We start from the raw sequence: 24,667 nt of genomic DNA on the forward strand, positions 1-24,667 counted from the left end.
ACCACTTCCTGGTGCTTATAGCGCTACGGAACCACACCGACCCCATCCCGAACTCGGAGGTGAAACGTAGCTGCGGCGAAGATAGTTGGTGGGTAGCTGCCTGCTAAAATAGCTCAGTGCCAGGATATATATTATTTTAATAATAGTTAATAGAAAAAGCCTCTTGTCTAAACTGGCAAGAGGCTTTTTCTATATCAAGCAACCAAAGAAATTAAAAGAGATTAAATCATTAGCATGGGTGTTGGGTTAACAAATAAGTAATAACTAATGACTAAAAGCAATAATTGATATTACTCCATGGAGCGATCAAAACTATAAATTTTCTGAGTCGTTAAATTCTCACACACTGAAGATGGTCGCTTAGTCAAGGGAAACTTCTCTCGGTCTAAGAGTATTTGTAAACTAGTCAGTGGATCGTGTCCAGAAGAGACTAGAAATTCCAGGCATCTTAGCTCAGGCCATTCAATCACGCTGTCTAAAATATTAGCGATCGCATTAACATAGGGATGGTCACTAGATTCGTACCAATCTAGTGCTGCTAGCTCAGGCTGATCAAACCCTAAGTGTACCATTAAAGCAGGTTTCTCAAAAACTGCGGACGCTACAGGTCGTGACTCCTCCTGCAATAATAAGTTCTGACTATGAGCTAGAGACCTTAGCTTTTCTAAACGCTGATAACGTTCTGTCACCTGCTGGGGCTGGTCTTGCCAATGAATCGCTACCGTAACTAAATAGGTCTGCAACAGCAAATGACCCAGCTTCTGTGCCTTAGTTGCCAGATAGCTAGAATTGTAGTCATTAGCTTCAATCAACAATGGTACCCGATCGACTACCTCCAATCCATAACCTTTTAAACCAGCGATTTTCCGAGGATTATTGGTAATCAAGCAAATTTTCTTAACTCCTAAATCATTGAGAATTTGTGCTCCCATGCCATAGTCTCGCAGGTCAGCCGGGAATCCCAAACGTTCATTTGCTTCTACGGTATCCAGTCCCATATCTTGCAAGGAATAAGCTTTCAACTTATTCACCAAACCAATCCCTCGGCCTTCTTGCCGCAAATAAACCACGACTCCCTCACTGGAATTCTCAATCATTTTCAGGGCAGCTTGTAGTTGCATTCGACAGTCACAGCGCAGAGAACCCAAGGCATCTCCCGTTAAACATTCTGAGTGCATCCGCACCATCACTTGATGGTCTTTGAACTGAGTCGGGTCTCCTTTTACAACGGCAACATGCTCCGAGTGATCTAACGTGTTGCGGTAAGCGTAAATCTGGAAATTCCCAAAATTACTGGGGAATTGGGCAACGGATTCTCGATAAACAAAGCGGTCATGTTTGAGGCGGTAACTGATTAAATCAGCAATACTGATAATTTTGAGTTGATGCTTATTGGCATACTCAATCAACTCTGGCAAGCGAGCCATGGAGCCATCAGCATTTTGAATTTCACAGATCACACCCGCTGGGTATAAACCTGCCAATCTTGATAAGTCAACCCCTGCTTCCGTATGACCAGCCCGCTTCAATACGCCTCCCTTTCTAGCACGGAGGGGAAAAATGTGACCAGGTCGTCGCAAATCACTGGGTTTGGTTACTGGGTTGATCGCAAACTGGATAGTACGAGCACGGTCTTCAGCGGAGATACCAGTGGTCACCCCTAAGTGGGGTGCTGCATCAATGCTCACGGTAAACGCTGTCTGGTTAGTGTCCGTGTTGTTACTCACCATTAGGGGAAGGTCTAGAGCATCCAAGCGCTCCCCTGTCATCGCCAGACAAATCAACCCTCGTGCTTCCACTGCCATGAAATTAATCATGTCAGGGGTAGCAAATTGTGCAGCACAAATTAGGTCTCCTTCGTTTTCCCGATTTTCATCATCAACCACCACCACTGGTTGACCTGATTTCAGGTCTGCCAGAGCATCATCAATGCTATCAAACTTATACACATCAGTTTTGGGTGATTCCACTTGCTTGCTGCTTTTGTTTAATTATTGAATGGGCTTGAAATCAATGGGAGAATGATTATAGCTCATTTTCCCAAGTTTGACACTTGACATGAGGTGAGATGGGTGCATCTCAATGCCTGAAATTAGGCAAAAATTGCCCCGAAAATTCCCACACTTCCCACACTCCCCCCCCTCCCCACACTTCCTTTTTTACAAATATTCGATGCACCCGGTTAGATGTTCTTGGTTTCTAGTATAGTCTATCGAAGTTCGGCTGCTGGCTTGGTAGATAGACCAGGCTTTTAATCACCAGAAGCAGGTTCCGATGTCAGCGCCTTGTGATTTGGAAAATCACGTAAGCATTCAGCCGTCAGGTATCAGCTAAGGCGCTACAGATGGTGCTACAGATGGTGCTTTTGAATGAAACAGGTAAGTATTCGTTTAATATCAGTTCCCTCCCCTGAGCGAGGAATTTATAGTCTTTGGCTTTGAGTCCGTTGAACTGGTCAGCCGGATAGCTTGTTTTAAGCTGACCGCTAAGGGCTGATAGCTGAATGCTTACGAAATCACAACTGGTCTTGTGCCATTCAAATGTTGCCAATAACTGAGGGATTAGGGTAAACTTAGTCAGTTTTAACGAACCGTTGCTAGGGGATAATTTTTGTTAGTGATCGGATTGACTAACAGATGTGGCAACTGCACAAATAGTGCTAAAACAGGACGTAGAAAACTGAGCCACTGTTCCCAAGACAGTGAATGAAAATGCCTGTGGAGAGGGTCTGACGGGGACTGAGGTTGTTCTTGGTCTAGTCAAGAGTCCCGCAAGCAGGTGTATAATCAGGCCCAAGGTTGAAAATCTCCCACTGAGCCAGCAATTAGCCCTTAGTGGGGGAGGATGTCAAAGCTCTTACCCTATAGGAAAGGAAGATGATGGGGGATTTAGAACGCCTGCCAGTAGGCATAATTGGTGCTTCTGGTTATGGTGGCGTACAACTTGTAAGGCTCTTGATGGATCACCCAGGAGTCGATGTAGTTTATTTGGGTGGAGAAAGCAGTGCTGGCAAGGGATTTGCCGAGCTTTACCCTCATCTAGGCCATCGTGTTAATCTAACCATTGAGCCTATTGACATAAATACTATTGTATCCCGTTGTCAGGTAGTGTTTCTGTCGTTGCCTAACGGTTTAGCCCATAAGCTAGCACCATCACTGTTATCAAAAGGATTAAAAGTTCTCGATCTCTCAGCTGACTATCGATTTAGTAAACTTGAGACTTACAAAAGCTGGTACGGTGGAGAGCGCCACGACCAAGAAACCGCTGCTACTGCTGTTTATGGTTTACCGGAACTGTATCGCGATCGCATTTCCTCTGCCGAGTTAGTCGGTTGTCCTGGTTGCTACGTCACCACCAGCCTGCTCGCCATTGCTCCCCTGCTCAAACAGGGTCTGATTATTCCAGACACTGCGATTATCGATGCCAAATCCGGTACTTCTGGGGGTGGACGCAAGGCAAAAACCAATCTCTTACTAGCAGAAGCTGACAGCTCTCTAGCCCCTTATGGCGTGACCCATCACCGCCATACCCCAGAAATTGAGCAAATTTGCAGTCATTTAGCCAGTCACGAAGTCAGGGTGCAATTTACACCCCACCTCGTTCCCATGGTAAGGGGAATCCTAGCTACCGTTTATGCCACATTGCAGGATCCGGGACTAGTCAGGGAAGATTTATTCACTATTTACACAGCCTTCTACCGCGCCTCTCCCTTTGTCCGGGTGTTACCCAGTGGCACCTATCCCCAAACCAAGTGGGCTTGTGGCACTAATCTTTGTTACATAGGGGTAGAAGTCGATAGCCGAACTGATCGAGTTATCGTTATGTCAGCCATCGACAACTTGCTCAAAGGTCAAGCTGGTCAAGCCGTACAGTGCTTGAATCTGATGATGGGTTGGGACGAAACCCTAGGCTTGCCTCAACTGAGTTTTTATCCGTGAATCGGTTGTGGGACGGATGTGCAGAAGACACCAGATGTAAGGGGAGATAGGAAAAAACCATTCCTCCCACACTCCCCACGAAATAACCTTCAACCTACCCTACAAGGGACGCCAAAGGCGAACAACCTTGGCCAATAGGCACGGGCGTCGCGTTCAACCAAATAACCTTCAACCTCCTAACCAAATAACCTTCAACCTTGGCCAATAGGCCACGCTACGCGTTCAACCTCCTAACCTTAGGCTATTGGCCACGCAATCGCGTTCAACCTCCTAACCTTCAACCCTGACACAGCGGTCCCATGCCACAAGTTCCAGCATAAATGGCGCGATCGCCTAATTCATCTTCAATCCGCAGCAACTGGTTATACTTAGCCACCCGTTCACTACGGCACAGTGAACCTGTTTTAATTTGACCGGCACGAGTAGCAACCGCTAGATCAGCAATAGTAGTATCTTCGGTTTCCCCAGAACGGTGACTAATCACGGAACGGAAACCGTTGCGAGTTGCTAAGTCAATAGTTTCAAGAGTTTCGGTCAAGGAACCAATTTGATTGAGCTTAATCAAGATCGAGTTACCAGCACCGATATCAATACCTTTTTGTAGCCTGGTGGGATTGGTAACAAATAGGTCATCACCCACTAACTGAATACGGGAACCCAGTTTTTCAGTGAGCAACTGCCAATTACTCCAATCCTCTTCGTGGAGTCCATCTTCAATAGAAACAATTGGGTATTGCCCCACCAACTCAGCTAGATAGTTAACAAACTCTTCTGGAGAGTGAGGCTGTCCATCATAGACATACTGAGCGTCTTTGTAGAACTCGCTGGCTGCCACATCCATCGCTAAAGCAATTTGTTCTCCTGGCTTATACCCAGATGTTTCTATAGCCGCAATCAATAAGTCTAGCGCTTCTTTATTTGACCCCAAGTTGGGAGCAAAGCCACCTTCATCTCCCACACCGGTAAGCAATTTTTTCTCTTTCAAAACCTTAGCCAAGGCGGCAAAAACCTCAGCTCCCCAGCGCAGAGCCTCTCGAAACGACTTCGCTCCCACTGGCACAATCATGAATTCCTGAAAATCTACATTATTATCCGCATGAGCACCACCGTTGATCACATTCATCAACGGAACTGGTAGTAGATTAGCTAGTGGTCCACCTAAGTAGCGGTAGAGGGGGAGTCCTTTACTGGCCGCCGCCGCCTTAGCTGTAGCTAGGGAAATAGCTAGGATGGCATTTGCTCCCATAGTCTTTTTGTTGGCCGAACCATCCCGATGAATCATCTTGTGGTCAACCAACATTTGGTTGAGAGCATCGTTTTCCAATAGGTCTGGGCCGAGTTTTTCTTTGATATTCGATACTGCCTTGAGTACCCCTTTACCACCGTAGCGACGGGGGTCATTATCTCGTAGTTCATGGGCTTCAAAAGTACCAGTAGAAGCACCACTGGGAACTTGGGCAATTCCCACGGCACCGTTCACAAGGCGCACTTGGGCTTCTACTGTTGGACGTCCACGAGAATCTAATATCTCTCTGGCATCAATTGCCGCAATTGCAGTTTCTGATTTAGTCAACATGCTTTTTCCTCTAATTATCTAAAGATTGCAACTGCCTTAATCGTTAAATCGCTCTAGGATAAGAAAGGAATGTCACTTCTTTTCAATCTCCTAGTTAATCAATGATGTCAGCCATCTCAGCCCTTAGGAGCTGTGAGCTATCTGCTATCTGAGCTATCTGCTATTAGCTATCAGCTTAAGCGCTACGCGCACGCTACGCGAACAGCCATGGTTTAAAAACTGACTAGTTAGTGCTGATAACTGGGTGCTGATAACTTAATTCTTACGATGAGAGTATGCCACTTTAAGGTCTGGAACATCAACACTACATAGTTTTCTATACCTATAGTATTGTTGATATAATCGCCCTAAATATTTCGACCATACTAATTGTGATATGGCTCACGAAAATTGCTGAAAATAATCACAATTATTTTAGAGTTGGCTCACAACTAACCAAAATTATTTTAAATAAGCTAGGGGAAGACTAGTTAAGATGACTAGGGTTTCGGGACTCTTACTGACCTGTTGTTAAGGGCAATAATATCATCTATGATTTCCTCCCCACTTCAGAAATTTGTGTTTAGACCAGCATTGATTTCAGCAACAGTATTTGCTGGGCTGACGTTACCCGTAGGCTGGTTCGGTGCTCAGCCATTATCCATTAAAGTACAGGAGGAGCAACTATTCTACGGTCATGTGCGAGATGCGGCAACGCCTTACCTGACCTTAGCAACGGTGATTAGCCTGGGAGCTGGTATGGCCAGTGTCGCCATAGCAGGATGGCAACAGTCTGCTCAACAGTCATCCCAACTTCAGTCACAGTTATCAGATTTAGCACAACAAAGTCAAAAAAAGGAAGAATTATTAGAAAAACTTAGGCTTTCAGAATCCCAGCAGAACCTTACTCAACATAAGCCTTTAGAAAATCAGATCGAGAATCAGATAGACAATCAGATAGACAATCAGAAATTGCCACAGCAGCCAATTAACTACACTGTATATACTAGTTCTAGCTTCCAGTCAAACCGTGAACCACTGGTGACTAAGACTCGGTCGAGAGAATATCAACCAGTAGCTAAATCTGCGGTGAAGGGGCCAGCCAAAACCGTTGAGTACATGGGATTGACCTACGGTCACGCTACGCGATTGACCTACGGTCACGCTACGCGATTGACCTACGGTCACGCTACGCGAACGCATCCTGGTGTCGGTAATGGTCAAACCCATACTGGGTTTCAATCCTATTCTGAAGTAACATCATTACCATCGGAAGATATTCAGCAACTTCAAAGTCAGCTGCAACAGGCCAAAGCTCAGATGGAAGCGATGCAAAAGGTTTTGCACAACAAACACTTTGTGTTACTTGAACACTAACGTTATGTCTAGTCCATCACCCATCGACCCCCAACCCCCATCGGGCTCAGAATTCGAGCTAAATCTGCTCAAACAGGAATATTTTTTCCTGCAAACTACTGTAGAAGATTACAACAAACAAATCTGGGTGATTAAAGCCTTGGGGATTACGGCCACTGGTGTGGTTGTGCGCATGGTCTTAAAAGAGAAACAGAATAGCATCGCCCTGATTGGGTGTGCTATTCCCCTGTTTTTCTGGATTCTGGAAAGTCAATGGAAGCACTTCCAGCGCGGTTTCTATCCCCGTTTGGGACAAATTGAGGAAATTTTGACTCAGGAGTTTAACTTGCGCAGTCCAGCTATTTTTACTGGCTGGAGTCGTACCTTTAAGCGCAGTAATGCTCCGAAACGCCAAGGTTATCTTTGGGATGGTTTATTAAACCGTAGCGTTTGCATTACTTATCTGTTAGAAATTGGCTTTCTTTTGGTATTATCGTTAATTAGTTTGTAGGTATCATAAGTTTTTAAGAGGGAACAGCGGATCTGGGAATCGGGAATCGGGAATCGGGAATCGGGAATCGGGAATCGGGAATAAATGGTGGCCTAGTGTGGCGATTATAAATGAGTATAAAATAATTGCTCTGAAGCTTACTAAATCAAGCTTTTATGGATTAAAAAAATCCATTTTTATTAAAATGGCCTTTCGTATTGTTTTATAATCTAATGAGGTCCATAAAATTTTTTTCGACTGCCGACTTTTCTCTTAACTCCTGTATGCTCCCTGTTCCCTATTCCCAGATCCGCTGTTCCCTAAAACCCAAAAATTTGTACCTCAGCCAATTGAGAACTGCTACATATGCGCGTAATCATCCAACGAGTCAAATCCTCTCAAGTCGAAGTAGAAACAACAGTGATTGGGAAAATAGGGCGAGGGCTTAACCTACTAGTCGGTATTGCGGATACTGATACGGAAGCTGAGTTAGACTGGATGGTGCGAAAGTGTCTAGAATTAAGGCTATTTGCTGACGAGACTACTGGTAATGACCGTTGGGAAAAGTCCGTGCAGGATATAGGTGGTGAGCTATTGGTGGTTAGCCAGTTTACCCTTTACGGAGATTGTCGCAAAGGACGCCGCCCTTCCTTTAGTAAGTCCGCTGCTCCAGAATACGCTAGGGGATTATATCAACTATTTGTGGATAAGTTACGGATGAGTGGCTTACGGGTAGAAACTGGTGAGTTTGGTGCGATGATGGAAGTTTCTATAGAAAATGATGGTCCTGTGACACTGTTGTTGGAGAAAGAGGCATCAGTAAGGTAAGGGAACAGGGAATAGGGAACAGCGGATCTGGGAACAGGGAGTGTGGGAAGTGAGATGACTAAGTGGTGCGCCAAAGGTGCCAGCACAAATTTGGTCGAGTTTGCTCCCATATCGGCTTTTGTCGTAACGGAAAAGGCTGGTTTCGGCTCTGTGAATGTGTCCGTGGAGGAAGAAGCGAAATCCAGCAACGGCCAGTTGTTCGATCAATCCAAAGTCAGTAATGCGATGCGTGAGCATTGAGCCGCTACGCGATGAAGCGTTCGCATAGCGTGGCCTACGGCCTCAGCTTCCGCGCTTATGCGATCGCATTACTGATCAGCCTCCTCTGCTAGTGTCCAGTTCAGGTCATGGTTACCAGGAACTAGAACAATTTCCATAAAATTTTAAAATTGTGTACTTAACCTAAGTTATAAATCCTAGAGATTGCTTTCAGTAATTTTAGTATTAATCTCTCCATAGTCTTATATTTTTATATACAAATTTCTACATTTACTACTATGATATAAATAAGATTATTTGTCTCTTTATGATTAGATATTTTTTAGTATTAGTGTAGTATTAAAAGATAGAAATGAACGAACCAATAGCTGACTATGACAATCCTTGTAAAGAAGCATTACAAGCCTATTTTGAGTCATTTTTACAGTTTTGTTTTCCCGAAGTTCACACTCTGATTGATTGGAATCAGACACCCCAATCCCTTGATACAGAGCTACAGCAGATAGTTGGTGCTGCCGAGTCAGGAAAACGGATCGCTGATAAATTATTCCAGGTCTGGCTCTGTGGTGGCAATGAAACTTGGGTGTTGATTCATGTAGAGGTACAAAGCCAAAAAGAATCAACCTTTGCCAAGCGAATGTAGCAATATCATTACAGGGCATTTGACTTGTACGAAAAACCTGTGATTAGCTTAGCGGTATTGGGGGATGAGAATGCGTCTTGGTCTCCATCGTCCTATGAATATGGATTGGGAGGTTGTCGCCTGAGTCTAGAATTTCCCATAGTTAAATTACTCAACTATGAGTCAAGGTGGCAGGTGTTGGAATCGAGTACCAATCCCTTTGCAGTAGTGGTGATGGCTCATTTAAAAACCAAAGCCACCCATAAACAACCGATGGAGCGCAAGCGATGGAAGTGGTACCTGATTCGGATACTTTTTGAACAAGGTTATAGTAAAAACGATATAGTGAAGCTATTCCAATGTATTGACCAGATGATGGCTTTACCGGAACAGTTAGAACAGGAGCTGAATCAAGAACTCGAACGTTATCAGGAGGAAAGACAGATGCCTTTAATTAGTCGAGGGTCAGAAAGGGCAATGAAAAGGGGTCTGGAACAAGGACTTCAACAATCTCGGAAAAGCTTTCAAGGGACAGTAGTTAAAATTTTACAAAAGCGCTTTGAATCGGTATCACCGGAATTGGTGGCAGCGATTAATGGCATAGACGATATCTCTGGGTTGGAACAGTTGATTGATCACTCTCTTGAGAGTAACTCCCTTGAGGAATTTGAGCAGCTATTGGCACAACATCAGGTTAGTCAGGAGAATTGAGCACTATCACAGATGCGATTGGCCGTAGGCCACGCTACGCGATTGACCTTTGGTCACGCGGGGCGCGTTCGCATTTGTGATACCAGGAAACGGGCAAGATGCCCATTCCACATCACTCCCGCCTACTCCCGACTCTCTACAAGTCAATGAAATAATGATCCAAAGCACCAAGTCCGGGACCCTGAGTCTTCTGGTAATCCCTCCGAAACTGAGTCAAATCTTGGTATCCTGCTGCTGACGGTAGCTCGTTCACGCCATCGCTCAGTAACCAGAATTGTCCATCAATAGACCTCTTGCAAAAGTATTTTTCTAATAGTGTTCTTGATGCAGTCGCTCATGGGGGAAACCACGGCAGTCGCTCATGGGGGGAACCCCCAAGACCGCGCTGCCTCCCCAAGACCACTTAGGTGCGCTTTCCGTAGGCGAATTAAATTCGCCACGGGTCGCACCTCTGCATCGCTTTGCGTCAATTCTTGTCCACTGTTCCCAGATCCGCTGTTCCCTGTTCCCGACAACTGCCGCGAAGTCTAAACAATAGTCTTTCAATTTCCGTGGAGTCCAGCAGTACACCATGGCGTTTCACAAAATTCCGTACTAACTCCAGCACCGATGTCTGGTAATATCGCAGTTCCACCAGCACCGGAATTTTTCCTTGTATCCCTTCATCCCCCAACAATCGCACTAAGGCTGTGGATTTGCCTGAACCCGGACGTCCTACCAGCAAGACATGGTCACCAGCATACTTCTGCAATCCTTCTAGGACAGGCAACCGCTGAGTCTCTTCCGGATGCTGGTATCTTTGTGGCTGCTCGGACTTGATGGTTTGCACCATTAGGTTAAAGTTAAACAGCCCAGGAGTCTGTTGCTGCTCCTTGCGCTTGCGGTTTTCGACATCGGTGAGGGTATAAACTTGCCACCATTGGTCGTACTCTTTAGGGATTGATGCTAGATAGGGATCCCAAGTGACCATGTTTAGGGTTGAATCGGGTTAAAGGTTAATTGGTTGAAGGTTGAAGGTTGAAGGTTAAAGGTTATGGGGTTTAAGGGAATCGGGAATCGGGAATCGGGAATCGGGAATCGGGAATCGGGAATCGGGAATCGGAAAATGCGATGCGCGCGCATTGAGCCGCTATGCGAGTCACGCGATGAAGCGTTCGCATAGCGTGGCCTACGGCCTCAGCTTCCGCGCTTATGCGATCGCACTACATGAACTGTGGAATAATCAACTCTATTGTAGACACAAGAAACTGCTAAACTCTGCCATGTATAGTAGAGAGACCTCCAAACCCGACCTTGATCACAATTCGAGGTATAGCGCTGGGTTCTCAATTATATTTCAGATATCAAAACTTATGAGGTAAACAGGATTTTTTCCCGATTCCCGATTCCCGATTCCCGACTCCCGATTCCCGACTCCCGACTCCCGATTCCCGACTCCCGACTCCCTGCTCCCTCTAACAACTGCTATAAAATAGAACCGAATTAGCTAGATTCAAGAGGAGACACTAAGCTAATGCGAATGCTACACACAATGCTGCGAGTCGGCAATCTTGAGGAATCGATCAAGTTTTACTGCGATGTCCTAGGCATGAAGCTGCTCCGTCAGAAGGACTATCCAGGGGGAAAATTTACCTTAGCATTTGTAGGCTACGGGGATGAATCTGACAACACAGTTATTGAACTAACTTATAACTGGGGGGTTGATCAGTACAACATCGGGGATGCTTTCGGTCATATTGCCCTTGGTGTAGACGATATCTACCAAACCTGCAACCAAATTAAATCCCTTGGTGGTAAGGTAGTGCGGGAGCCAGGACCGATGAAGCATGGTTCAACAGTGATTGCTTTTGTGGAAGACCCGAGTGGATACAAGATTGAACTGATCCAACGCAAAGATCAGGAGTCTGCCCAGAAACCAGAAGCGACAGCAGTAGCTGGGTAATAACTATCGGGAATCGGGAGTCGGGAATCGGGAGTTGGGAATCGGGAATCGGGAATCGGGAATCGGGAATCGGGAATCGGGCTAAGAACATTGAGTTTACCTGGTAAATATCAGAAAAGCTATAAAAATGTTTCCTATCTCCCTATCTCCCCATCTCCCTATCTCCCTATCTCCCTATCTCCCCATCTCCCCACACTCTTCCCTACTCCCTGCTCCCTGCTCCCTGCTCCCTTTGACAACTGCTATAGCAACGATGAATCAAGCATCTACAACAAAAGGCTGGGCGAATGCGATCGCAAAACCGGCAACTGAATTTCCGCCTACTGCCCTCCCGGTCATCTCTGGCCAAATCCCAGAAGGGTTGCGAGGTTCTCTGTATAGAAATGGTCCTGCACGGTTAGAGCGAGGTGGTGTAGCTGTTGGACATTGGTTTGATGGTGATGGGGCGATTTTAGCAGTACATTTCACCCCTGCTGGTGCCACAGGAGTTTATCGCTACGTCCAAACCTCTGGCTATCAAGCAGAAGCAGCTGCTGACAAATTACTGTACCCCAACTATGGCATGACAACACCAGGACCAATCTGGAAACGCTGGAGTAAGCCAGTTAAAAATGCTGCCAATACCTCAGTGCTACCATTACCTGATAAATTGTTAGCCCTATGGGAAGGTGGTCATCCCCATGCCTTAGACCTCCAGAGCTTAGAAACCAGAGGCACTGATGACTTATCTGGCCTAGCCCAGGGAGCAACCTTTTCTGCCCATCCCAAGATTGATCCCAAAACTGGAGAGATTTTCAACTTTGGACTGACGGCTGAACTTAATAGCAGACTCAACATTTACAAGAGCAACTCCACTGGCAAAATTATCAAACAAGGGTCAGTACAGCTAGAGGGTTTGCCCTTCATCCATGATTTTGTTCTGGCAGGGCCGTATCTAGTATTTTTTGTACCCCCAGTGCGAGTGAATTTCCTAAAAGTAGCTCTAGGTTGGTGCAGCTATGGTGATGCTATGGAGTGGCACCCAAATAAGTCAACCCAAATTATTGTTGTAGATTGTGACAGCCTTAGTGTAGTCAGTCGCGGTGAAGCAGAACCCTGGTATCAGTGGCACTTCAGCAATGGTTATGTGGAGAAAGATGGCTTGATCGTGATTGATTTTGTCCGTTATGCTGACTTTCAGACCAATCAGTATTTGAAAGAAGTTGCCACTGGTCAAACTAAGACCGAAGCGAAAGGAACCCTGTGGCAAGCCCGACTGAATCCTGACACTGGTCAGGTCGTGCAGTTACAACAGTTGTTGGATAGAAGCTGTGAATTTCCTGTAGTGCCGCAACAGCGAGTAGGACAATACTCACTTCATACTTATTTATCAGTACATCGCGAAGTCGTCGATATTAGTAAAGAATTATTGGGTGCAATTGGATGTTTTGACCACAAAACTGGCACCTTGATTGTGGCTGATTTAGGAGAAAATCGCTATCCCTCGGAACCAGTCTATGTAACGGATAGCCTGAATCCTGACCAGGGTTGGATATTAACAGTGGTGTATGACGGTAATTCTGATACTAGTGAAGTGATGGTATTTGGTAGAAACACCCTAAATCAAGAACCGATATGTCGTCTGGGATTACCAAAGGTTATCCCCTTAAGCTTTCATGGTCAGTGGAAATCCAGGTAGTTATCTTTTAAATTTACCTGATAAATTCACCTGAACTGTAGTTATCAATTCCAGCAGTATATAGCCATTTTTTTAAGGATAAAGGCTTTCAATTTAAACAATCAGAAGTCTCTCGCCGTCCGCTTCCTGGAGGACAACTTTCTTCCTGTACAGCTAGTAATTGCTGGTAAACCGAATCAGAATGGTACCCTTGTCCAAAACTAGACTCACCATAGTAAAAATTACCTCCTAAAACTGTAACTAGCAGAGTAGACAAAAAGATATATCTTTGAAAACCCATTGTGGTGACCTTGCTCAAAGTTTCTACTCATTACTTCAAAACTTTTCCAGCAAAATCAGCATGAATTTTCAATAAAAACTAAATTAATCAAAAAATATTAAAATAATAAAACCAGCAAAAAACACACTATTTTAACTTAATAAAAACCAACAAAAAACGATGATTTTAGGGATTTATACAAATAGCTTTATGTTTAAAATAAGTGTATTTACGGATATGATTAAATAGTCAAGCAAGGTAAAGCAACCAGACAAAAATTTTGGTTAATAAAATGTTGATTAGAGAAAAATGCTGGCAACTATAGCAGAAGTCATTTGTCAGAAGTCATTTGTCAGAAGTCAAACTCTTGCGCTTACTTAGGTTTGAGACTAATGTCGATGTCCTAACTGCCCTGGCGACTGCTATATCTATAGGTTTGGTCTAGGGGTGTAATTTAGGTTTGGCTGAGAAATGATAAAGAGGAGTAGGTCTGAGAAATCTATAATTAGAGAAGATCCCCTGATCGAATCCTTAGCTGTTTAACGTAAGATGACCTCATTTCCCCGCCGCTACCATATCACCACCTTTGGCTGCCAGATGAACAAAGCCGACTCCGAGCGGATGGCTGGAATTCTGGAGGATATCGGCTTCCAGTGGTCAGAAAATCCCAACGAGGCTGACTTAATTGTCTACAACACCTGCACCATTCGAGATAATGCTGAGCAAAAGGTTTATTCCTACCTAGGAAGACAGGCAAAGCGCAAACACCAACAACCAGACCTGACCTTGGTAGTAGCTGGTTGTGTGGCACAACAGGAGGGAGAAGCACTGCTGCGGCGAGTCCCAGAAGTTGACTTAGTCATGGGACCCCAACATGCCAATCGTTTGGGGGATTTGCTAGACCAGGTATTTGATGGCAACCAGCTAGTTGCTACAGAACCAATTCATATTGTTGAAGACATCACTAAACCAAGACGGGACAGCAGCATTAGCGCCTGGGTAAATATAATTTATGGGTGTAACGAACGCTGCAGCTACTGTGTAGTGCCCAATGTCCGAGGTTTAGAGCAATCCCGTACTCCAGAAGCGATTCGGGCAGAAATGGAGGAGTTGGGACGGCTTGGCTATAAGGAAATCACCCTATTAGGACAAAATATTGATGCTTACGGACGTGACTTACCAGGGGTGACTGAATCGGGGCGGCATCAGCACACCTTGACAGATTTACTGTATTATGTTAGCAATGTGCCAGGCATTGAGCGGCTCCGGTTTGCTACTAGTCACCCCCGCTACTTTGTAGAACGGCTGATCCGCGCCTGTCATGAGTTGCCGGAAGTGTGCGAACATTTCCACATTCCCTTCCAATCTGGGGATAACGATATTCTCAAAGCTATGGCAAGGGGCTATACCCACCAGAAATATCGCCGGATTATTAATACCATTCGGGACTATATGCCCGATGCCTCCATTAGTGCAGATGCGATTGTGGGCTTTCCTGGGGAAACGGAAGCACAATTTGAAAATACCCTAAAACTAGTAGAAGATATTGGCTTTGACCAGCTCAATACCGCTGCCTATTCCCCTCGTCCTGGCACACCAGCCGCATTGTGGGAAAATCAGCTCTCTGAGGAGGTCAAATGCGATCGCCTTCAACGTCTCAACCACCTAGTTGCGGTAAAAGCAGCTGAGCGATCGCAACGTTATCTGGGACGGATTGAGGAAGTGCTGGTGGAAGACCAGAATCCCAAAGACAATACTCAAGTGATGGGCAGAACCAAAGGAAATCGTCTCACGTTCTTCTCTGGGGATATTAATCACCTTAAAGGTGAGCTAGTTCTAGTTAAAATTACCGAAGCTCGTGCCTTTAGCTTGACTGGTGAGCGAGTAGAGGAATAGGGAATCGGGAGTCGGGAATCGGGAATCGGAACCCACCCCTAACCCCTCCCAGGAGGGGAACGGGAATCGGGAATCGGGAATCGGGAATCGGGAGTAACCATGCAGTGAGGTCTTGGGGAGCCACTTACTCATCTCACTCCCCACACCTCCCACACCTCCCACACTTCCCACACTTCCTGTTCCCTATTCCCTTCCCCCCTTAGTAAGGGGGGTTAGGGGGGATCCGCTTTCCCTTCCCCCCTTAGTAAGGGGGGTTAGGGGGGATCCGCTTTCCCTTCCCCCCTTAGTAAGGGGGGTTAGGGGGGATCCGCTGTTCCCTTCACACCAAAAAGTATGTCCTAAACTATAGTTCCGTTGCTATAAAAGACGTTTCCTAATCTTCCCGCTGGAAGAAGCAAACCACATCCCGTATATAAAAATCGTTATAGAGGTCGCCAGCAGAGGGGTTTGGCAAATCTACGGCTTCAACCTCCAGCTCATTATCCCCATCCTTCAGGATGCCAGCACCAATGTTAATGATTTGGGTAAACCAGTGATTCGGATTAGCTCCCTCGTAGGAGTAGATCTTCCCTACACTTTTACCATTGATTTTGACCTCTGCATCACTGTCGGTTGCTGTCAATCCCTTAACCATCAACATCAGGATCGCAGCGCCGCCCTTGTAGCGTCCCCCTGTGTTGAAGGTCTTTTTCCAGAGGCTAGCACCACCATCGCCAATTCTGCGATTGATATCTCCCTGGATCACCACAAAGTTACCGGTGACTAGTTTAGTAGACGCAGTTGCTTTCTGTTCCATGTTTTTTGTAATTATCAAGTTATAAGCTAGTTGTTTGGAATTCTATCAGCTTTGGTGGGTAATGTCCCTTGAGGAATTACTGAATCAATCCCGAGTTATGATATGGAATAATTTCCATGCTTCCTGACTGAGTTCAGTGTAAGATAACTTTTAAGCAATTGACAAAAGCGTCCGCAACTCATGAGTGAATTCCCTGAACATTCACCAAACCCAGACCTTCAATCTAGCACAGTTTCAACAGTTTATAACTTCCGTTTTAAAGATATCCTCCTCGGGGCACAGATGCTGTTTGTTGCCTTTGGTGCGTTGGTGTTAGTCCCCATTTTAGCGGGAGTAAACCCGAATGTTGCCCTGTTTACTTCTGGTGTGGGAACGTTATGTTTTCAACTGGTTACGGGGGGTAAAATTCCCGTTTATCTCGCTTCTTCCTTCGCCTTTATCGCCCCCATCACCTTGAGTGTTCAGAAATATGGTTTGCCTGCAACCTTATCTGGACTTGCAGCTGCTGGCATTGTTTATCTGATTTTAAGTCTAATTATTTTTTGGCGCGGTTCGGGTATGATTACCCGTATTTTACCCCCGATTGTCACCGGACCAGTGATTATGGTGATTGGTCTGAGTTTAGCTTCAACTGCTGTAAAAATGGCATCAGAAGCTGGGGAAGGATACAGCGAAGGGATGGCAATTAGTGTAGCAATGATTTCTCTATTAGCCACGATGCTAACTGCCATTTTAGGGCGGGGTTTTTTACGATTAATTCCGATTTTGATGGGGATAGGAGTCGGTTATCTGGTAACTTTACCGTTAGGGATGGTGGATTTTACACTTGTTAGTCAAGCTCCTTGGTTTCAAATACCTGAATTTACCAGACCCAGTTTTAGTTTACCAGCAATTTTATTTATTGTACCCGTTGCGATCGCTCCTGCCATTGAACATATTGGGGATGTGTTAGCCATTAGTTCTGTGACTGGAAATAATTATCTTCAAGAACCCGGTTTACATCGCACCCTGTTAGGGGATGGATTAGCAACAACATTGGCGGCTTTTGTTGGGGGTCCTCCCAACACCACCTATTCGGAAGTTACAGGGGCAGTTGCCTTAACAAAAACCTTTAATCCAGCGATTATGACCTGGGCAGCTATTATCGCTATTTTACTCTCTTTTTTAGGAAAGTTAGAAGCCCTTTTAAAAACTATTCCTGTGCCAGTAATGGGAGGAATTTTAATTATTTTATTTGGCACAATTGTGGTGATTGGGATGAACAGTATTGTTCGCTCTAGCGCAGATTTATTAGAATCCCGTAATCTTGTGATCGTTGCTGTAATTTTAATGCTAGGGGTAGGGGGAATGAGCGTCAATGCAGGAGGGTTTGCCTTGGAAGGGATTGGACTTTCTAGTATTCTTGGGGTGTTATTAAATGGGCTACTTCCAGACAAATAGCTATAGCGCTACGCTTAGCGTCAGAAGTCAGAAGTCAGAAGTCAGAAGTCAGAAGTAAGCTAGACTCACGTTTCGGAGTTTAGGAGCGACTGCATCAAGACAATGTCAAACATCTGAATGCGTAGTGCTATATATAGCGGTTTATAGGCTAATGAGGTACACAGGATTTTTTACCTCTTGGCTCTTGGCTCTTGCCTCTTGGCTCTTGCCTATTCCCTATTCCCTATTCCCTATTCCCTATTCCCTATTCCCTGTTCCCTTGAGTACTCATTTTGATACCAATTTGATAATTCGATCCATAATTAACCCAGCGATCGCACCAACTCCTACATGAAATAGCACAAACACGAGAGTGTAAATCAAGCAAGGTGTAACACCAGCAGTGGGGCAATCTAAGGATTGTTCCGGGTATAGTTGGGTGATCATAGACTCTACCGGTTTAGCAGCAGTTTGGGACGAAATACCACTAACTGCTAAACCAGTACCGACCAGGGCAATCCAACGTTCTAATTGTTTTTCTCGTTCTTCAGCAGCTTTCTGTTCCTGATGCCGAATTGACTCTAATTGTTTTTCTCGTTCTTCAGCAGCTTTCTCCTTATCTCTGAGGGCTTTTTCCAAAGCGCGATCGCATTCTGCCTGCTCAATGTCCACAATGCCTCGGATACTACCAAGCATCTGGTCAAATAGTTGCTGACCGGGTTTGAGATAATTCAGGTCGGTTTCAATCTGTTTTTTAAACCGTTTAGTTCTTTGGTTGAAGAAGTCTTCCAAAAACTTGATAGTATCGTCTTCGAGGCTATGTTCACAGATTTTGTTTAGCCAGTAGTCATAGTTGTAGTCATTGGTAGCGATCGCATTTTTGTGGTCCTCCATGTCTCGCAGATAACCAGCATACTCAAAGGTCTTGGGTGGCATCTCCGTCAGTTTCTGCTTCAGTTGCTCTAGCCGTGTTTCTGGCTCCCTTGGCAATTCCTTGAAGCCTTTAACCTCTTGTTCCAGTTGGCTATAGAGTGCTCTAGTTTGGCGATAACACCAACGGGCTTGATCATAAGCAAACAGGATTTTACTGCGACAGCACAACAGATTGAAAAAAGACAAGGAAGTCTTTTCAACCAGCTTTGAGGTTTCTGGGTTACGGTTTAACCAGACCAGAAGGTGACATTGCTCCGTTGGTTTCTCCTTACGGTTGTCATAGGCAAAAATTGGACTACCAAATAACTGCCCAGATGCCATAAACTGCGGTTTTTGGTCGCTTCCCTGGAAAAAAGCATCCACACAGGCATCGGCTAACTTTCTATCTTCCTCAAGAGTGCCCACGGGTTCGCCATAGAGCACTAAGGTTTGTCCCAAGGAAGCTTGAATGTTGCTGGCTAGGAGGCACCCTTGGGGATTGAAGTGACTAAATTCACTAGCTGCAACAGTAGTATTCTGGCAATACAGGGTTAGGTCAACGGCATAAGTATCATGAATTTTAGCCGGATAGACCTGGACCGTTAGGGGAGAGCCTGCTAGTTGCAGTGGTGCAGTGTAGGTTAAGGGAGTATTCCCTGTTTCGCTTAGAGGGGATGGTATTTTTTCCGGTAAAGATTTCAGGTCTGGGATACCTAGGGGTTGGCTGAGGTTAGCACAGTGTTGCCACAACTGATCCGCATCCGGTCGCAACTGTTCCAGTTCTTGGCTTAAGTCTTGGCAGAGATGAAAAGCATAAAGGGTGACGCTGGGGTTTTTGAGTCGCAAGGCGGTATCAGTCATCAGTGGGAGTGTTGGGTTTTTCGGTTTCTGGGGGAGAACTCTGACGGAGAGCGTTGAGTAGTTCTTCTTTCAAGTTCTTTTCATACTCAGCTTTAGTTTCTGCAGTGGGGAAAGCGGCTGCAGCTGGCCTCTCACCAATTGGTTCATCATCTGGGAGACTTCTACGTACTTGCTGCAAAGCAGTATTAATTTCTGGTAATTTATTGCACCAATCTAATAGTAATTTGGATATTTCTTGAAAATCTTCTGGAATCTTGTCCAAGAGAGTTTGTCTGTCTTGAGTATTCAACAGGTCTGGATTATTTTTTAGTAACTTTATAAACGCTTTAACGTTTTTTTGTGCAAATGTCATGTTAAAATATCCCAATTTAATTACTATAAACTACTAGTTGCCAATGGCAACGAAAGCTGCCCAATAGTAGGGGTTATGAAAAGGTTTTTCCATAGAATCTAGCTTATAAAACCAGTCGCCTAACTGTTCTTGGTGACTCAGAATCAAGGGCAAATGGCTTGCCCACTCCTCTAATTCTTCTTTGGTGCTATCCCGCAGCCAGAGTTGCGCTTGGTTAAGGGCAACTGCTAAAGGTATCTGCTCTCGCAGATTCTGATAAAATTTAATCATCAACAACGCTGTCGATAAATCGTTTAGCATCCACAAGCTACTAACTACTGCTGGACTCCCCGCCACTAGGAAACCACTGGGTAACCCAATGTATTCATCGCTGATGTTATTGTAATCAATTAATCCAGTTTCACAAGCGGAAAGGGTGACCAGGCGACATTGTTTTAATTGTAACTCAAAGACATCATCGATAGTTAAACATTGGTCTAGGTCATATTTTTCCTCTTCACTTATCCGTAAATAGCGCTCCGGATTGGTTTCAGCAGAGGTCGGTTGGACATTGGCCAGAATTAGAGCGGATTTCCGGGGTTCTTGGTAATTAAAGTAACCGTGACAACTAAAATGTAAACAGTGGTAACTGTTGAGAGGTTTGCTATCGATGGCGGCTTTGGTAGCAGCGTTTTCCACAAGAACTTCTGTATCTGGTGGTGGATTGAAGTAGCCTTTAATTACTTCTACCTCGATAGGAGTGTAAGGTAAATTAGCATTCGGATTTTGAACCGCAAACAGGTGGGTAAACTCTTCTGGGCGTTGTCTAGTTTGAGTAAGTTGGAGTAGTTGACAGCTAGGGGCGTAACTTACCCCTGCTGGAAAGCGATCCATTAGAATTTTAGGTTTACCTTCTCCCTGCTGACTGGTAATCGGTAAGGCATGAAGGGGGAATAAATGTAAAAAGCGATGGGGGATTAAAATTAAGCGATCGCATTTTTCGGGGATTTGCTGAATGATGTCATCTATGTGAATAATTTTTGCCAACAGATGGAGGCGAGTATTCAGACGGCGTTGCCAATGGTATTTTTTGGTATAGTAGGCTATGAGATAGCCTTTGAGGTATTTTATTAATTTGTAAAAGTCTTTTGGCTCAGATTCCCAAACGATAGGCTGCTGGGTTTGACCGGTAAAGATGAAACTGAGCAGCTTATCCCTTATAATATAAAACTCGACAATGGCAGTGTGGTGATCCAGCTTCTGCTGAAATTGCTCAAACTTAAACCTAGAACCGATAGGGAAATAGTAGTCTTGTAAATCATTGCGCTGCTGTCGCAATTCTTGAAGACGTTGTGCTAACACTTTTGGATTGTCAGCTTTTCCCTGTTGGATTTGGTTCTGACCTGCTGCTATTTCATCCCTGTATTTTTCTAGTTGAGTAGCAACATCTACAGGAAAGATAGTTTTCAGGTCACGGCTGAGAATCTCTTCAACTAAATTGCCGGTTTTGCTCCGTTCAACATAGTCAATGGCTTCAGTGATTTTAGTTAAGGCTAGGCAAACTTCTACCATGCCTCCATAGCTTCGGTGGTTCTCTTCAGCTAGTTTAGTCTTGTATTCTTCTACTCCAGAACCAGAAATAATTTCATCTCGCAGGAATTCTACTATTTTAATGGCAGCATCAAAAGCCTTGTAAGCTTCCGGTAAATTTTGAGCATCTCGGTAAGCAAAACCAAGGTTATGGTTAGTATGTAGATAGTTTTGGGGAAAAGCCTCAAAGGTAAAAACTCTAAGAGCCTGTTGGTAACAAGCGATCGCATCTTCTATATTCTCTGCTTTCTCACCTTTTATTCCTTGATAGCAAGCAGCACCGAAATTATTTTGTGTCCTTGCCCAATCAATTGGAAATGCCTCAAAGGTAAAAACTCTAAGAGCCTGTTGGTAACAAGCGATCGCATCTTCTATATTCTCTGCTTTCTCACCTTTGATGCGGTCACCGTAAGCATTACCGAGATTATATTGTGTCATTGCCCAATCAATTGGAAATGCCTCAAAGGTTCTGACTCTAAGAGCTTCTTGGTAACAAGCGATCGCATCTTCTATATTCTGTGCTTTCTCACCTTTGATGCGGTCACCGTAAGCATTACCGAGATTATTTTGAGTCCTTGCCCAATCATAAGTAAAAGCCTCAAAGGTATGAACTCTAAGAGCTTCTTGGTAACAAGCGATCGCATCTTCTATATTCTGTGCTTTCTCTCCTTTGATGCGGTCACGGTAAGCATTACCGAGATTATTTTGTGTCGATGCCCAATCATAAGTAAAAGCCTCAAAGGTATGAACTCTAAGAGCTTCTTGGTAACAAGCGATCGCATCTTCTATATTCTCTGCTTTCTCTCCTTTTATTCGGTTAGAGTGAGCATTTCCGAGATTATTTTGTGTATTTGCCCATTTTTCAGGAAAAGCCTCAAAGGTTCTGACTCTAAGAGCTTCTTGGTAATAAGCGATCGCATCTTCTATATTCTCTGCTTTCTCACCTTTGATGCGGTCACCGTAAGCATTACCGAGATTATATTGTGTCATTGCCCAATCAATTGGAAATGCCTCAAAGGTTCTGACTCTAAGAGCTTCTTGGTAACAAGCGATGGCTTCTTCTATATTCTCTGCTTTCTCTCCTTTTATTCGGTTACGGTAAGCAAGCCCAAGTCTGAATTGAGTATTTGCCCAATCTTCAGGAAAAGCTTCACGGGTGCGTACTTCTGCCAATTTGTAGCAAGCGATGGCCTCTTCTAGGTTTTGCGACTTCTGACCTGTGATTCTGTTAGAGTAAGCAAGACCGAGATTGTATTGAATCTTTGCCCATTCAACCGGAAAAGCTTCATGGGTGTGTACTTCTAAAGCCAATTGGTAACAAGCGATGGCAATTTCAAGGTTTTCTGCTTTCTGACCTGTGATTCTGTTAAAGTAAGCATTTCCAAGATTCCTTTGAGTTAATCCCCAATCAAACGGAAAATCTTCACGGGTGTAAAGAGTTAGTGCGACTTCATAGCCAGTGATGGCAATTTCTATATTGCTAGCTTTGTCACCCAAGGATAATTTTGCTACTATTTTGCTAAATTCAACAATATTTGCTGCTAGGGATGTGGCTTGATCTGGTTTTAATTCTTCAAGAGTAGTTGTTGCCGAATCCCGCAATTTATCTGCTAAGGTCTGATTAAGTTTATCTGTATTTGCTTCCAGTAATTTCTCAACTACCTGCTGATTACCATTACTGGAAGCAATTGCTTTTAGTACCTCTAACAGAAAGTCGAGTTGGGCATCAGATGTATTGTCAGTCATTGCCATCCACTGCTCTACAATAGTTATTCAAAAAATAGACTTATTGAAAGCACCCTGGATTTACCAATCTTCCGCCACTGCCAATTTAAGTATTCAGCCTAAGCGCTACGCCCACGCTACTTGAGGTGCTAATGGGCTACGGGCACCCTAACTTAGTCATAGCTTACTTCTGACTTCTGACTTTTTACTTCTAACTTGCGCGTAGCGCTATATCCCTTAGGGAAAGGCAAGAGGCAGAACCTGATAAATTATAGCATTTTTCAATTGGGTGAAGTTTTTATAAAATAGGGAGCATTTCTATATGAGTGGTTAACCGTCAGCCGTCAGCCGTCAGCCGTCAGCCGTCAGCCGTCAGCCGTCAGCCGTCAGCCGTCAGCCGTCAGCTGACGTAACAAAGATTAAAAGAATGCTTACTTGTTTTCTTAAAAAGCTGATAGCTGATAGCTGATAGCTGATAGCTGATAGCTGATAGCTGATAGCTGATAGCTGATAGCTGATAGCTGAGTGCGACACCTAACCGGATCTTACTTATCCCTAAACTGCTTCAACCAATTGGTCAAATCCACTTCCGTTTCAAAATCTAACAACGCTTCTCCTAAATCCTCCAACTGCTGAAAGGATAATTCCTCAATTTTATTTTGTAATTGGGGATTGATTTCACCTAAGCGACGGTTAAGTAGACGGATAATTAAATTCACTTCATTGCGCTTTCCTTGTTCTAATCCCTGTTCTAATCCTTGCTCTAATCCCTGTTCTAATCCTTGTTCTAATCCTTGTTCTAATCCTTGGCGAATAATTCGTTGATAAACTACTGACTCTTGCATCATATCCTCCCGAAAATAAGCTTGAATTAACTGTTCATCAAATTTCACCCCAGCCAACAGTTGCACGCAAGCAGATAGGTTACGCTGCTGTTGTCTATGTCTTGATGCAGTCGCTCATGGGGGAAACCACGCCAGTTGCTCATGGGGGGAACCCCCAAGACCGCACTGGCTCCCCAAGACCGCGCTGCATCGCTCTTCAATGATATCGATTCTGGCTGCTACTTGGGATAGCAAGGTTTCTGAATGTAGAATGTAGAATTTAGAATTGGGAATGTAGAATTTAGAATTGGGAATGTAGAATTTAGAATTTAGAATTTAGAATTTAGAATGTAGAATTTAGAATTGGTAATTCAAGATAATTTAGAATAGGCGCGGTTTCGCCCCTGTTTTTATATATGCTAGCAATAAACGTCGTTCAGGTATATTAAAAGGAACCTTTGTTCTACCATTACCTGATGATTTTGATGAACCCTTAGACGATTTTAAGGAATATATGTAGGGGAGCAGGGAGTAGGGAGTAGGCAATAGGCAATAGGCAATAGGCAATAGGCAATAGGCAATAGGCAATAGGCAATAGGCAATAGGCAATAGGCAATAGGCAATAGGCAATAGGCAATAGTCAATAGGCAATAGGCAATAGGCAATAGGCAATAGGCAATAGGCAATAGGCAATAGGCAATAGACAATAAGAGCA

Annotated in this window: 28 protein-coding genes and 1 rRNA gene; 13 read left to right on the top strand and 16 right to left on the bottom strand. The window is 44.4% G+C overall.

What is annotated here, in order from left to right:
• The first annotated feature begins 7 nt into the window (after positions 1-7).
• Positions 8-125 (top strand): 5S ribosomal RNA (rrf, locus tag F6K64_RS35410).
• Positions 126-290: 165 nt separating this feature from the next.
• Here rrf and ribBA read toward each other — a convergent pair.
• Entirely contained in the window at positions 291-1,970 is a 1,680-nt protein-coding gene (gene ribBA / locus F6K64_RS35415; protein WP_008188638.1) for a bifunctional 3,4-dihydroxy-2-butanone-4-phosphate synthase/GTP cyclohydrolase II, read from the bottom strand.
• A 349-nt stretch (positions 1,971-2,319) separates the two neighbouring features.
• A complete protein-coding gene (locus F6K64_RS35420) occupies positions 2,320-2,550 on the bottom strand; it encodes a hypothetical protein (RefSeq protein WP_287252779.1) in 231 nt (76 codons plus the stop codon).
• Between the two features lie 329 nt (positions 2,551-2,879).
• Here F6K64_RS35420 and argC point away from each other — a divergent pair, with 329 nt between their 5' ends.
• Positions 2,880-3,938 (top strand): N-acetyl-gamma-glutamyl-phosphate reductase, encoded by a 1,059-nt coding sequence (gene argC / locus F6K64_RS35425; protein ID WP_008188640.1) that lies wholly within the window; start codon positions 2,880-2,882, stop codon positions 3,936-3,938.
• Between the two features lie 277 nt (positions 3,939-4,215).
• Here argC and eno read toward each other — a convergent pair whose 3' ends face one another.
• Complete coding sequence (gene eno, locus F6K64_RS35430; RefSeq protein WP_008188642.1) at positions 4,216-5,514, bottom strand: phosphopyruvate hydratase; 1,299 nt, start codon at positions 5,512-5,514, stop codon at positions 4,216-4,218.
• Between the two features lie 531 nt (positions 5,515-6,045).
• On the opposite strand from eno, the gene F6K64_RS35435 reads away from it, so the two are divergent.
• From F6K64_RS35435 to dtd, 3 genes are all read left to right on the top strand, one after another.
• Positions 6,046-6,870, top strand: coding sequence for a hypothetical protein (locus F6K64_RS35435; RefSeq protein WP_008188644.1), 825 nt, complete (start codon positions 6,046-6,048; stop codon positions 6,868-6,870).
• A 4-nt stretch (positions 6,871-6,874) separates the two neighbouring features.
• Positions 6,875-7,360 (top strand): hypothetical protein, encoded by a 486-nt coding sequence (locus F6K64_RS35440; protein WP_008188646.1) that lies wholly within the window; start codon positions 6,875-6,877, stop codon positions 7,358-7,360.
• A gap of 345 nt (positions 7,361-7,705) precedes the next feature.
• On the top strand, positions 7,706-8,167 hold the full coding sequence (gene dtd / locus F6K64_RS35445) for a D-aminoacyl-tRNA deacylase (protein WP_008188648.1): 462 nt from the start codon (positions 7,706-7,708) through the stop codon (positions 8,165-8,167).
• Here the strand turns inward: dtd and F6K64_RS35450 are convergent.
• Positions 8,156-8,404, bottom strand: coding sequence for a hypothetical protein (locus F6K64_RS35450; RefSeq protein WP_131827069.1), 249 nt, complete (start codon positions 8,402-8,404; stop codon positions 8,156-8,158). The two genes, dtd and F6K64_RS35450, sit on opposite strands and share 12 nt — an antisense overlap.
• Before the next feature lie 334 nt (positions 8,405-8,738).
• On the opposite strand from F6K64_RS35450, the gene F6K64_RS38615 reads away from it, so the two are divergent.
• Genes F6K64_RS38615 through F6K64_RS35460 form a run of 3 tightly spaced genes read left to right on the top strand, consistent with a single transcriptional unit; the run spans position 8,739 to position 9,869 of the window.
• On the top strand, positions 8,739-9,029 hold the full coding sequence (locus F6K64_RS38615; protein ID WP_008188651.1) for an RpnC/YadD family protein: 291 nt from the start codon (positions 8,739-8,741) through the stop codon (positions 9,027-9,029).
• A 24-nt stretch (positions 9,030-9,053) separates the two neighbouring features.
• A complete protein-coding gene (locus F6K64_RS35455) occupies positions 9,054-9,719 on the top strand; it encodes a hypothetical protein (RefSeq protein ID WP_008188653.1) in 666 nt (221 codons plus the stop codon).
• A 12-nt stretch (positions 9,720-9,731) separates the two neighbouring features.
• Complete coding sequence (locus tag F6K64_RS35460; RefSeq protein WP_154659924.1) at positions 9,732-9,869, top strand: hypothetical protein; 138 nt, start codon at positions 9,732-9,734, stop codon at positions 9,867-9,869.
• A gap of 316 nt (positions 9,870-10,185) precedes the next feature.
• Here F6K64_RS35460 and F6K64_RS35465 read toward each other — a convergent pair whose 3' ends face one another.
• Both F6K64_RS35465 and F6K64_RS35470 read right to left on the bottom strand, forming a co-directional pair.
• Positions 10,186-10,689, bottom strand: a complete 504-nt coding sequence (locus F6K64_RS35465; protein ID WP_008188655.1) for an ATP-binding protein — start codon at positions 10,687-10,689, stop codon at positions 10,186-10,188.
• Positions 10,690-10,691: 2 nt separating this feature from the next.
• Complete coding sequence (locus F6K64_RS35470; protein WP_154659925.1) at positions 10,692-10,841, bottom strand: hypothetical protein; 150 nt, start codon at positions 10,839-10,841, stop codon at positions 10,692-10,694.
• A 391-nt stretch (positions 10,842-11,232) separates the two neighbouring features.
• On the opposite strand from F6K64_RS35470, the gene gloA reads away from it, so the two are divergent.
• Both gloA and F6K64_RS35480 read left to right on the top strand, forming a co-directional pair.
• Entirely contained in the window at positions 11,233-11,661 is a 429-nt protein-coding gene (gene gloA, locus F6K64_RS35475) for a lactoylglutathione lyase (protein WP_044494940.1), read from the top strand.
• 253 nt (positions 11,662-11,914) lie between these two features.
• Positions 11,915-13,339, top strand: a complete 1,425-nt coding sequence (locus tag F6K64_RS35480) for a carotenoid oxygenase family protein (RefSeq protein ID WP_008188659.1) — start codon at positions 11,915-11,917, stop codon at positions 13,337-13,339.
• Between the two features lie 88 nt (positions 13,340-13,427).
• Here the strand turns inward: F6K64_RS35480 and F6K64_RS35485 are convergent, their stop codons facing one another.
• On the bottom strand, positions 13,428-13,619 hold the full coding sequence (locus F6K64_RS35485) for a hypothetical protein (protein ID WP_008188662.1): 192 nt from the start codon (positions 13,617-13,619) through the stop codon (positions 13,428-13,430).
• A gap of 528 nt (positions 13,620-14,147) precedes the next feature.
• On the opposite strand from F6K64_RS35485, the gene miaB reads away from it, so the two are divergent.
• Entirely contained in the window at positions 14,148-15,494 is a 1,347-nt protein-coding gene (miaB, locus tag F6K64_RS35490) for a tRNA (N6-isopentenyl adenosine(37)-C2)-methylthiotransferase MiaB (protein WP_008188664.1), read from the top strand.
• On the opposite strand, the gene F6K64_RS35495 is transcribed toward miaB, so the two are convergent.
• Together F6K64_RS35495 and F6K64_RS35500 are read right to left on the bottom strand one after the other, a co-directional pair.
• On the bottom strand, positions 15,435-15,665 hold the full coding sequence (locus F6K64_RS35495) for a hypothetical protein (RefSeq protein WP_154659926.1): 231 nt from the start codon (positions 15,663-15,665) through the stop codon (positions 15,435-15,437). The genes miaB and F6K64_RS35495 overlap by 60 nt on opposite strands.
• A 202-nt stretch (positions 15,666-15,867) precedes the next feature.
• Positions 15,868-16,290: a type 2 periplasmic-binding domain-containing protein gene (locus F6K64_RS35500; protein ID WP_008188665.1), complete on the bottom strand. Its 423-nt coding sequence runs from the start codon at positions 16,288-16,290 to the stop codon at positions 15,868-15,870.
• A gap of 180 nt (positions 16,291-16,470) precedes the next feature.
• Here F6K64_RS35500 and F6K64_RS35505 point away from each other — a divergent pair, with 180 nt between their 5' ends.
• Positions 16,471-17,730, top strand: a complete 1,260-nt coding sequence (locus tag F6K64_RS35505; RefSeq protein WP_008188666.1) for a uracil-xanthine permease family protein — start codon at positions 16,471-16,473, stop codon at positions 17,728-17,730.
• 267 nt (positions 17,731-17,997) lie between these two features.
• Here F6K64_RS35505 and F6K64_RS35510 read toward each other — a convergent pair whose 3' ends face one another.
• From F6K64_RS35510 to F6K64_RS35535, 6 genes are all read right to left on the bottom strand, one after another.
• The gene (locus F6K64_RS35510) at positions 17,998-19,482 is read right to left on the bottom strand and encodes a hypothetical protein (RefSeq protein WP_287267844.1); all 1,485 of its coding nucleotides are present in this window, start codon (positions 19,480-19,482) and stop codon (positions 17,998-18,000) included.
• A complete protein-coding gene (locus F6K64_RS35515; protein ID WP_287267846.1) occupies positions 19,475-19,834 on the bottom strand; it encodes a hypothetical protein in 360 nt (119 codons plus the stop codon). Before F6K64_RS35515 ends, F6K64_RS35510 begins: the two co-directional genes overlap by 8 nt.
• A gap of 33 nt (positions 19,835-19,867) precedes the next feature.
• On the bottom strand, positions 19,868-23,155 hold the full coding sequence (locus tag F6K64_RS35520) for a CHAT domain-containing protein (RefSeq protein WP_502708099.1): 3,288 nt from the start codon (positions 23,153-23,155) through the stop codon (positions 19,868-19,870).
• A gap of 366 nt (positions 23,156-23,521) precedes the next feature.
• On the bottom strand, positions 23,522-23,662 hold the full coding sequence (locus F6K64_RS35525) for a hypothetical protein (protein WP_287250898.1): 141 nt from the start codon (positions 23,660-23,662) through the stop codon (positions 23,522-23,524).
• 11 nt (positions 23,663-23,673) lie between these two features.
• Positions 23,674-24,021 carry a DUF4351 domain-containing protein gene (locus F6K64_RS35530; protein ID WP_287267850.1) on the bottom strand — a complete coding sequence of 116 codons (348 nt, stop codon included), beginning with the start codon at positions 24,019-24,021 and terminating at the stop codon, positions 23,674-23,676.
• Positions 24,018-24,173 (bottom strand): hypothetical protein, encoded by a 156-nt coding sequence (locus tag F6K64_RS35535; protein ID WP_287267852.1) that lies wholly within the window; start codon positions 24,171-24,173, stop codon positions 24,018-24,020. The genes F6K64_RS35530 and F6K64_RS35535 overlap by 4 nt, the downstream gene beginning before the upstream one ends.
• A 221-nt stretch (positions 24,174-24,394) precedes the next feature.
• On the opposite strand from F6K64_RS35535, the gene F6K64_RS35540 reads away from it, so the two are divergent.
• Positions 24,395-24,472, top strand: coding sequence for a DUF2281 domain-containing protein (locus tag F6K64_RS35540; RefSeq protein ID WP_229414730.1), 78 nt, complete (start codon positions 24,395-24,397; stop codon positions 24,470-24,472).
• On the opposite strand, the gene F6K64_RS35545 is transcribed toward F6K64_RS35540, so the two are convergent.
• A partial coding sequence (locus F6K64_RS35545; protein WP_353815532.1) for a hypothetical protein occupies positions 24,456-24,667 on the bottom strand: 212 nt, incomplete at its 5' end. The genes F6K64_RS35540 and F6K64_RS35545 overlap by 17 nt on opposite strands.

This window comes from Moorena sp. SIO3A2, assembly GCF_010672265.1.
Lineage (GTDB): Bacteria > Cyanobacteriota > Cyanobacteriia > Cyanobacteriales > Coleofasciculaceae > Moorena > Moorena producens.

Coding starts and splice junctions, on each gene's coding strand:
- argC (WP_008188640.1), top strand. CDS start 2,880: ATGGGGGATTTAGAACGCCTGCCAGTAGGCATAATTGGTGCTTCTGGT.
- eno (WP_008188642.1), bottom strand. CDS start 5,514: ATGTTGACTAAATCAGAAACTGCAATTGCGGCAATTGATGCCAGAGAG.
- F6K64_RS35435 (WP_008188644.1), top strand. CDS start 6,046: ATGATTTCCTCCCCACTTCAGAAATTTGTGTTTAGACCAGCATTGATT.
- F6K64_RS35440 (WP_008188646.1), top strand. CDS start 6,875: ATGTCTAGTCCATCACCCATCGACCCCCAACCCCCATCGGGCTCAGAA.
- dtd (WP_008188648.1), top strand. CDS start 7,706: ATGCGCGTAATCATCCAACGAGTCAAATCCTCTCAAGTCGAAGTAGAA.
- F6K64_RS35450 (WP_131827069.1), bottom strand. CDS start 8,404: ATGCTCACGCATCGCATTACTGACTTTGGATTGATCGAACAACTGGCC.
- F6K64_RS38615 (WP_008188651.1), top strand. CDS start 8,739: ATGAACGAACCAATAGCTGACTATGACAATCCTTGTAAAGAAGCATTA.
- F6K64_RS35460 (WP_154659924.1), top strand. CDS start 9,732: ATGCGATTGGCCGTAGGCCACGCTACGCGATTGACCTTTGGTCACGCG.
- F6K64_RS35465 (WP_008188655.1), bottom strand. CDS start 10,689: ATGGTCACTTGGGATCCCTATCTAGCATCAATCCCTAAAGAGTACGAC.
- F6K64_RS35470 (WP_154659925.1), bottom strand. CDS start 10,841: ATGCGCGCGCATCGCATTTTCCGATTCCCGATTCCCGATTCCCGATTC.
- gloA (WP_044494940.1), top strand. CDS start 11,233: ATGCGAATGCTACACACAATGCTGCGAGTCGGCAATCTTGAGGAATCG.
- F6K64_RS35480 (WP_008188659.1), top strand. CDS start 11,915: ATGAATCAAGCATCTACAACAAAAGGCTGGGCGAATGCGATCGCAAAA.
- F6K64_RS35485 (WP_008188662.1), bottom strand. CDS start 13,619: ATGGGTTTTCAAAGATATATCTTTTTGTCTACTCTGCTAGTTACAGTT.
- miaB (WP_008188664.1), top strand. CDS start 14,148: ATGACCTCATTTCCCCGCCGCTACCATATCACCACCTTTGGCTGCCAG.
- F6K64_RS35500 (WP_008188665.1), bottom strand. CDS start 16,290: ATGGAACAGAAAGCAACTGCGTCTACTAAACTAGTCACCGGTAACTTT.
- F6K64_RS35505 (WP_008188666.1), top strand. CDS start 16,471: ATGAGTGAATTCCCTGAACATTCACCAAACCCAGACCTTCAATCTAGC.
- F6K64_RS35510 (WP_287267844.1), bottom strand. CDS start 19,482: ATGACTGATACCGCCTTGCGACTCAAAAACCCCAGCGTCACCCTTTAT.
- F6K64_RS35515 (WP_287267846.1), bottom strand. CDS start 19,834: ATGACATTTGCACAAAAAAACGTTAAAGCGTTTATAAAGTTACTAAAA.
- F6K64_RS35520 (WP_502708099.1), bottom strand. CDS start 23,155: ATGGCAATGACTGACAATACATCTGATGCCCAACTCGACTTTCTGTTA.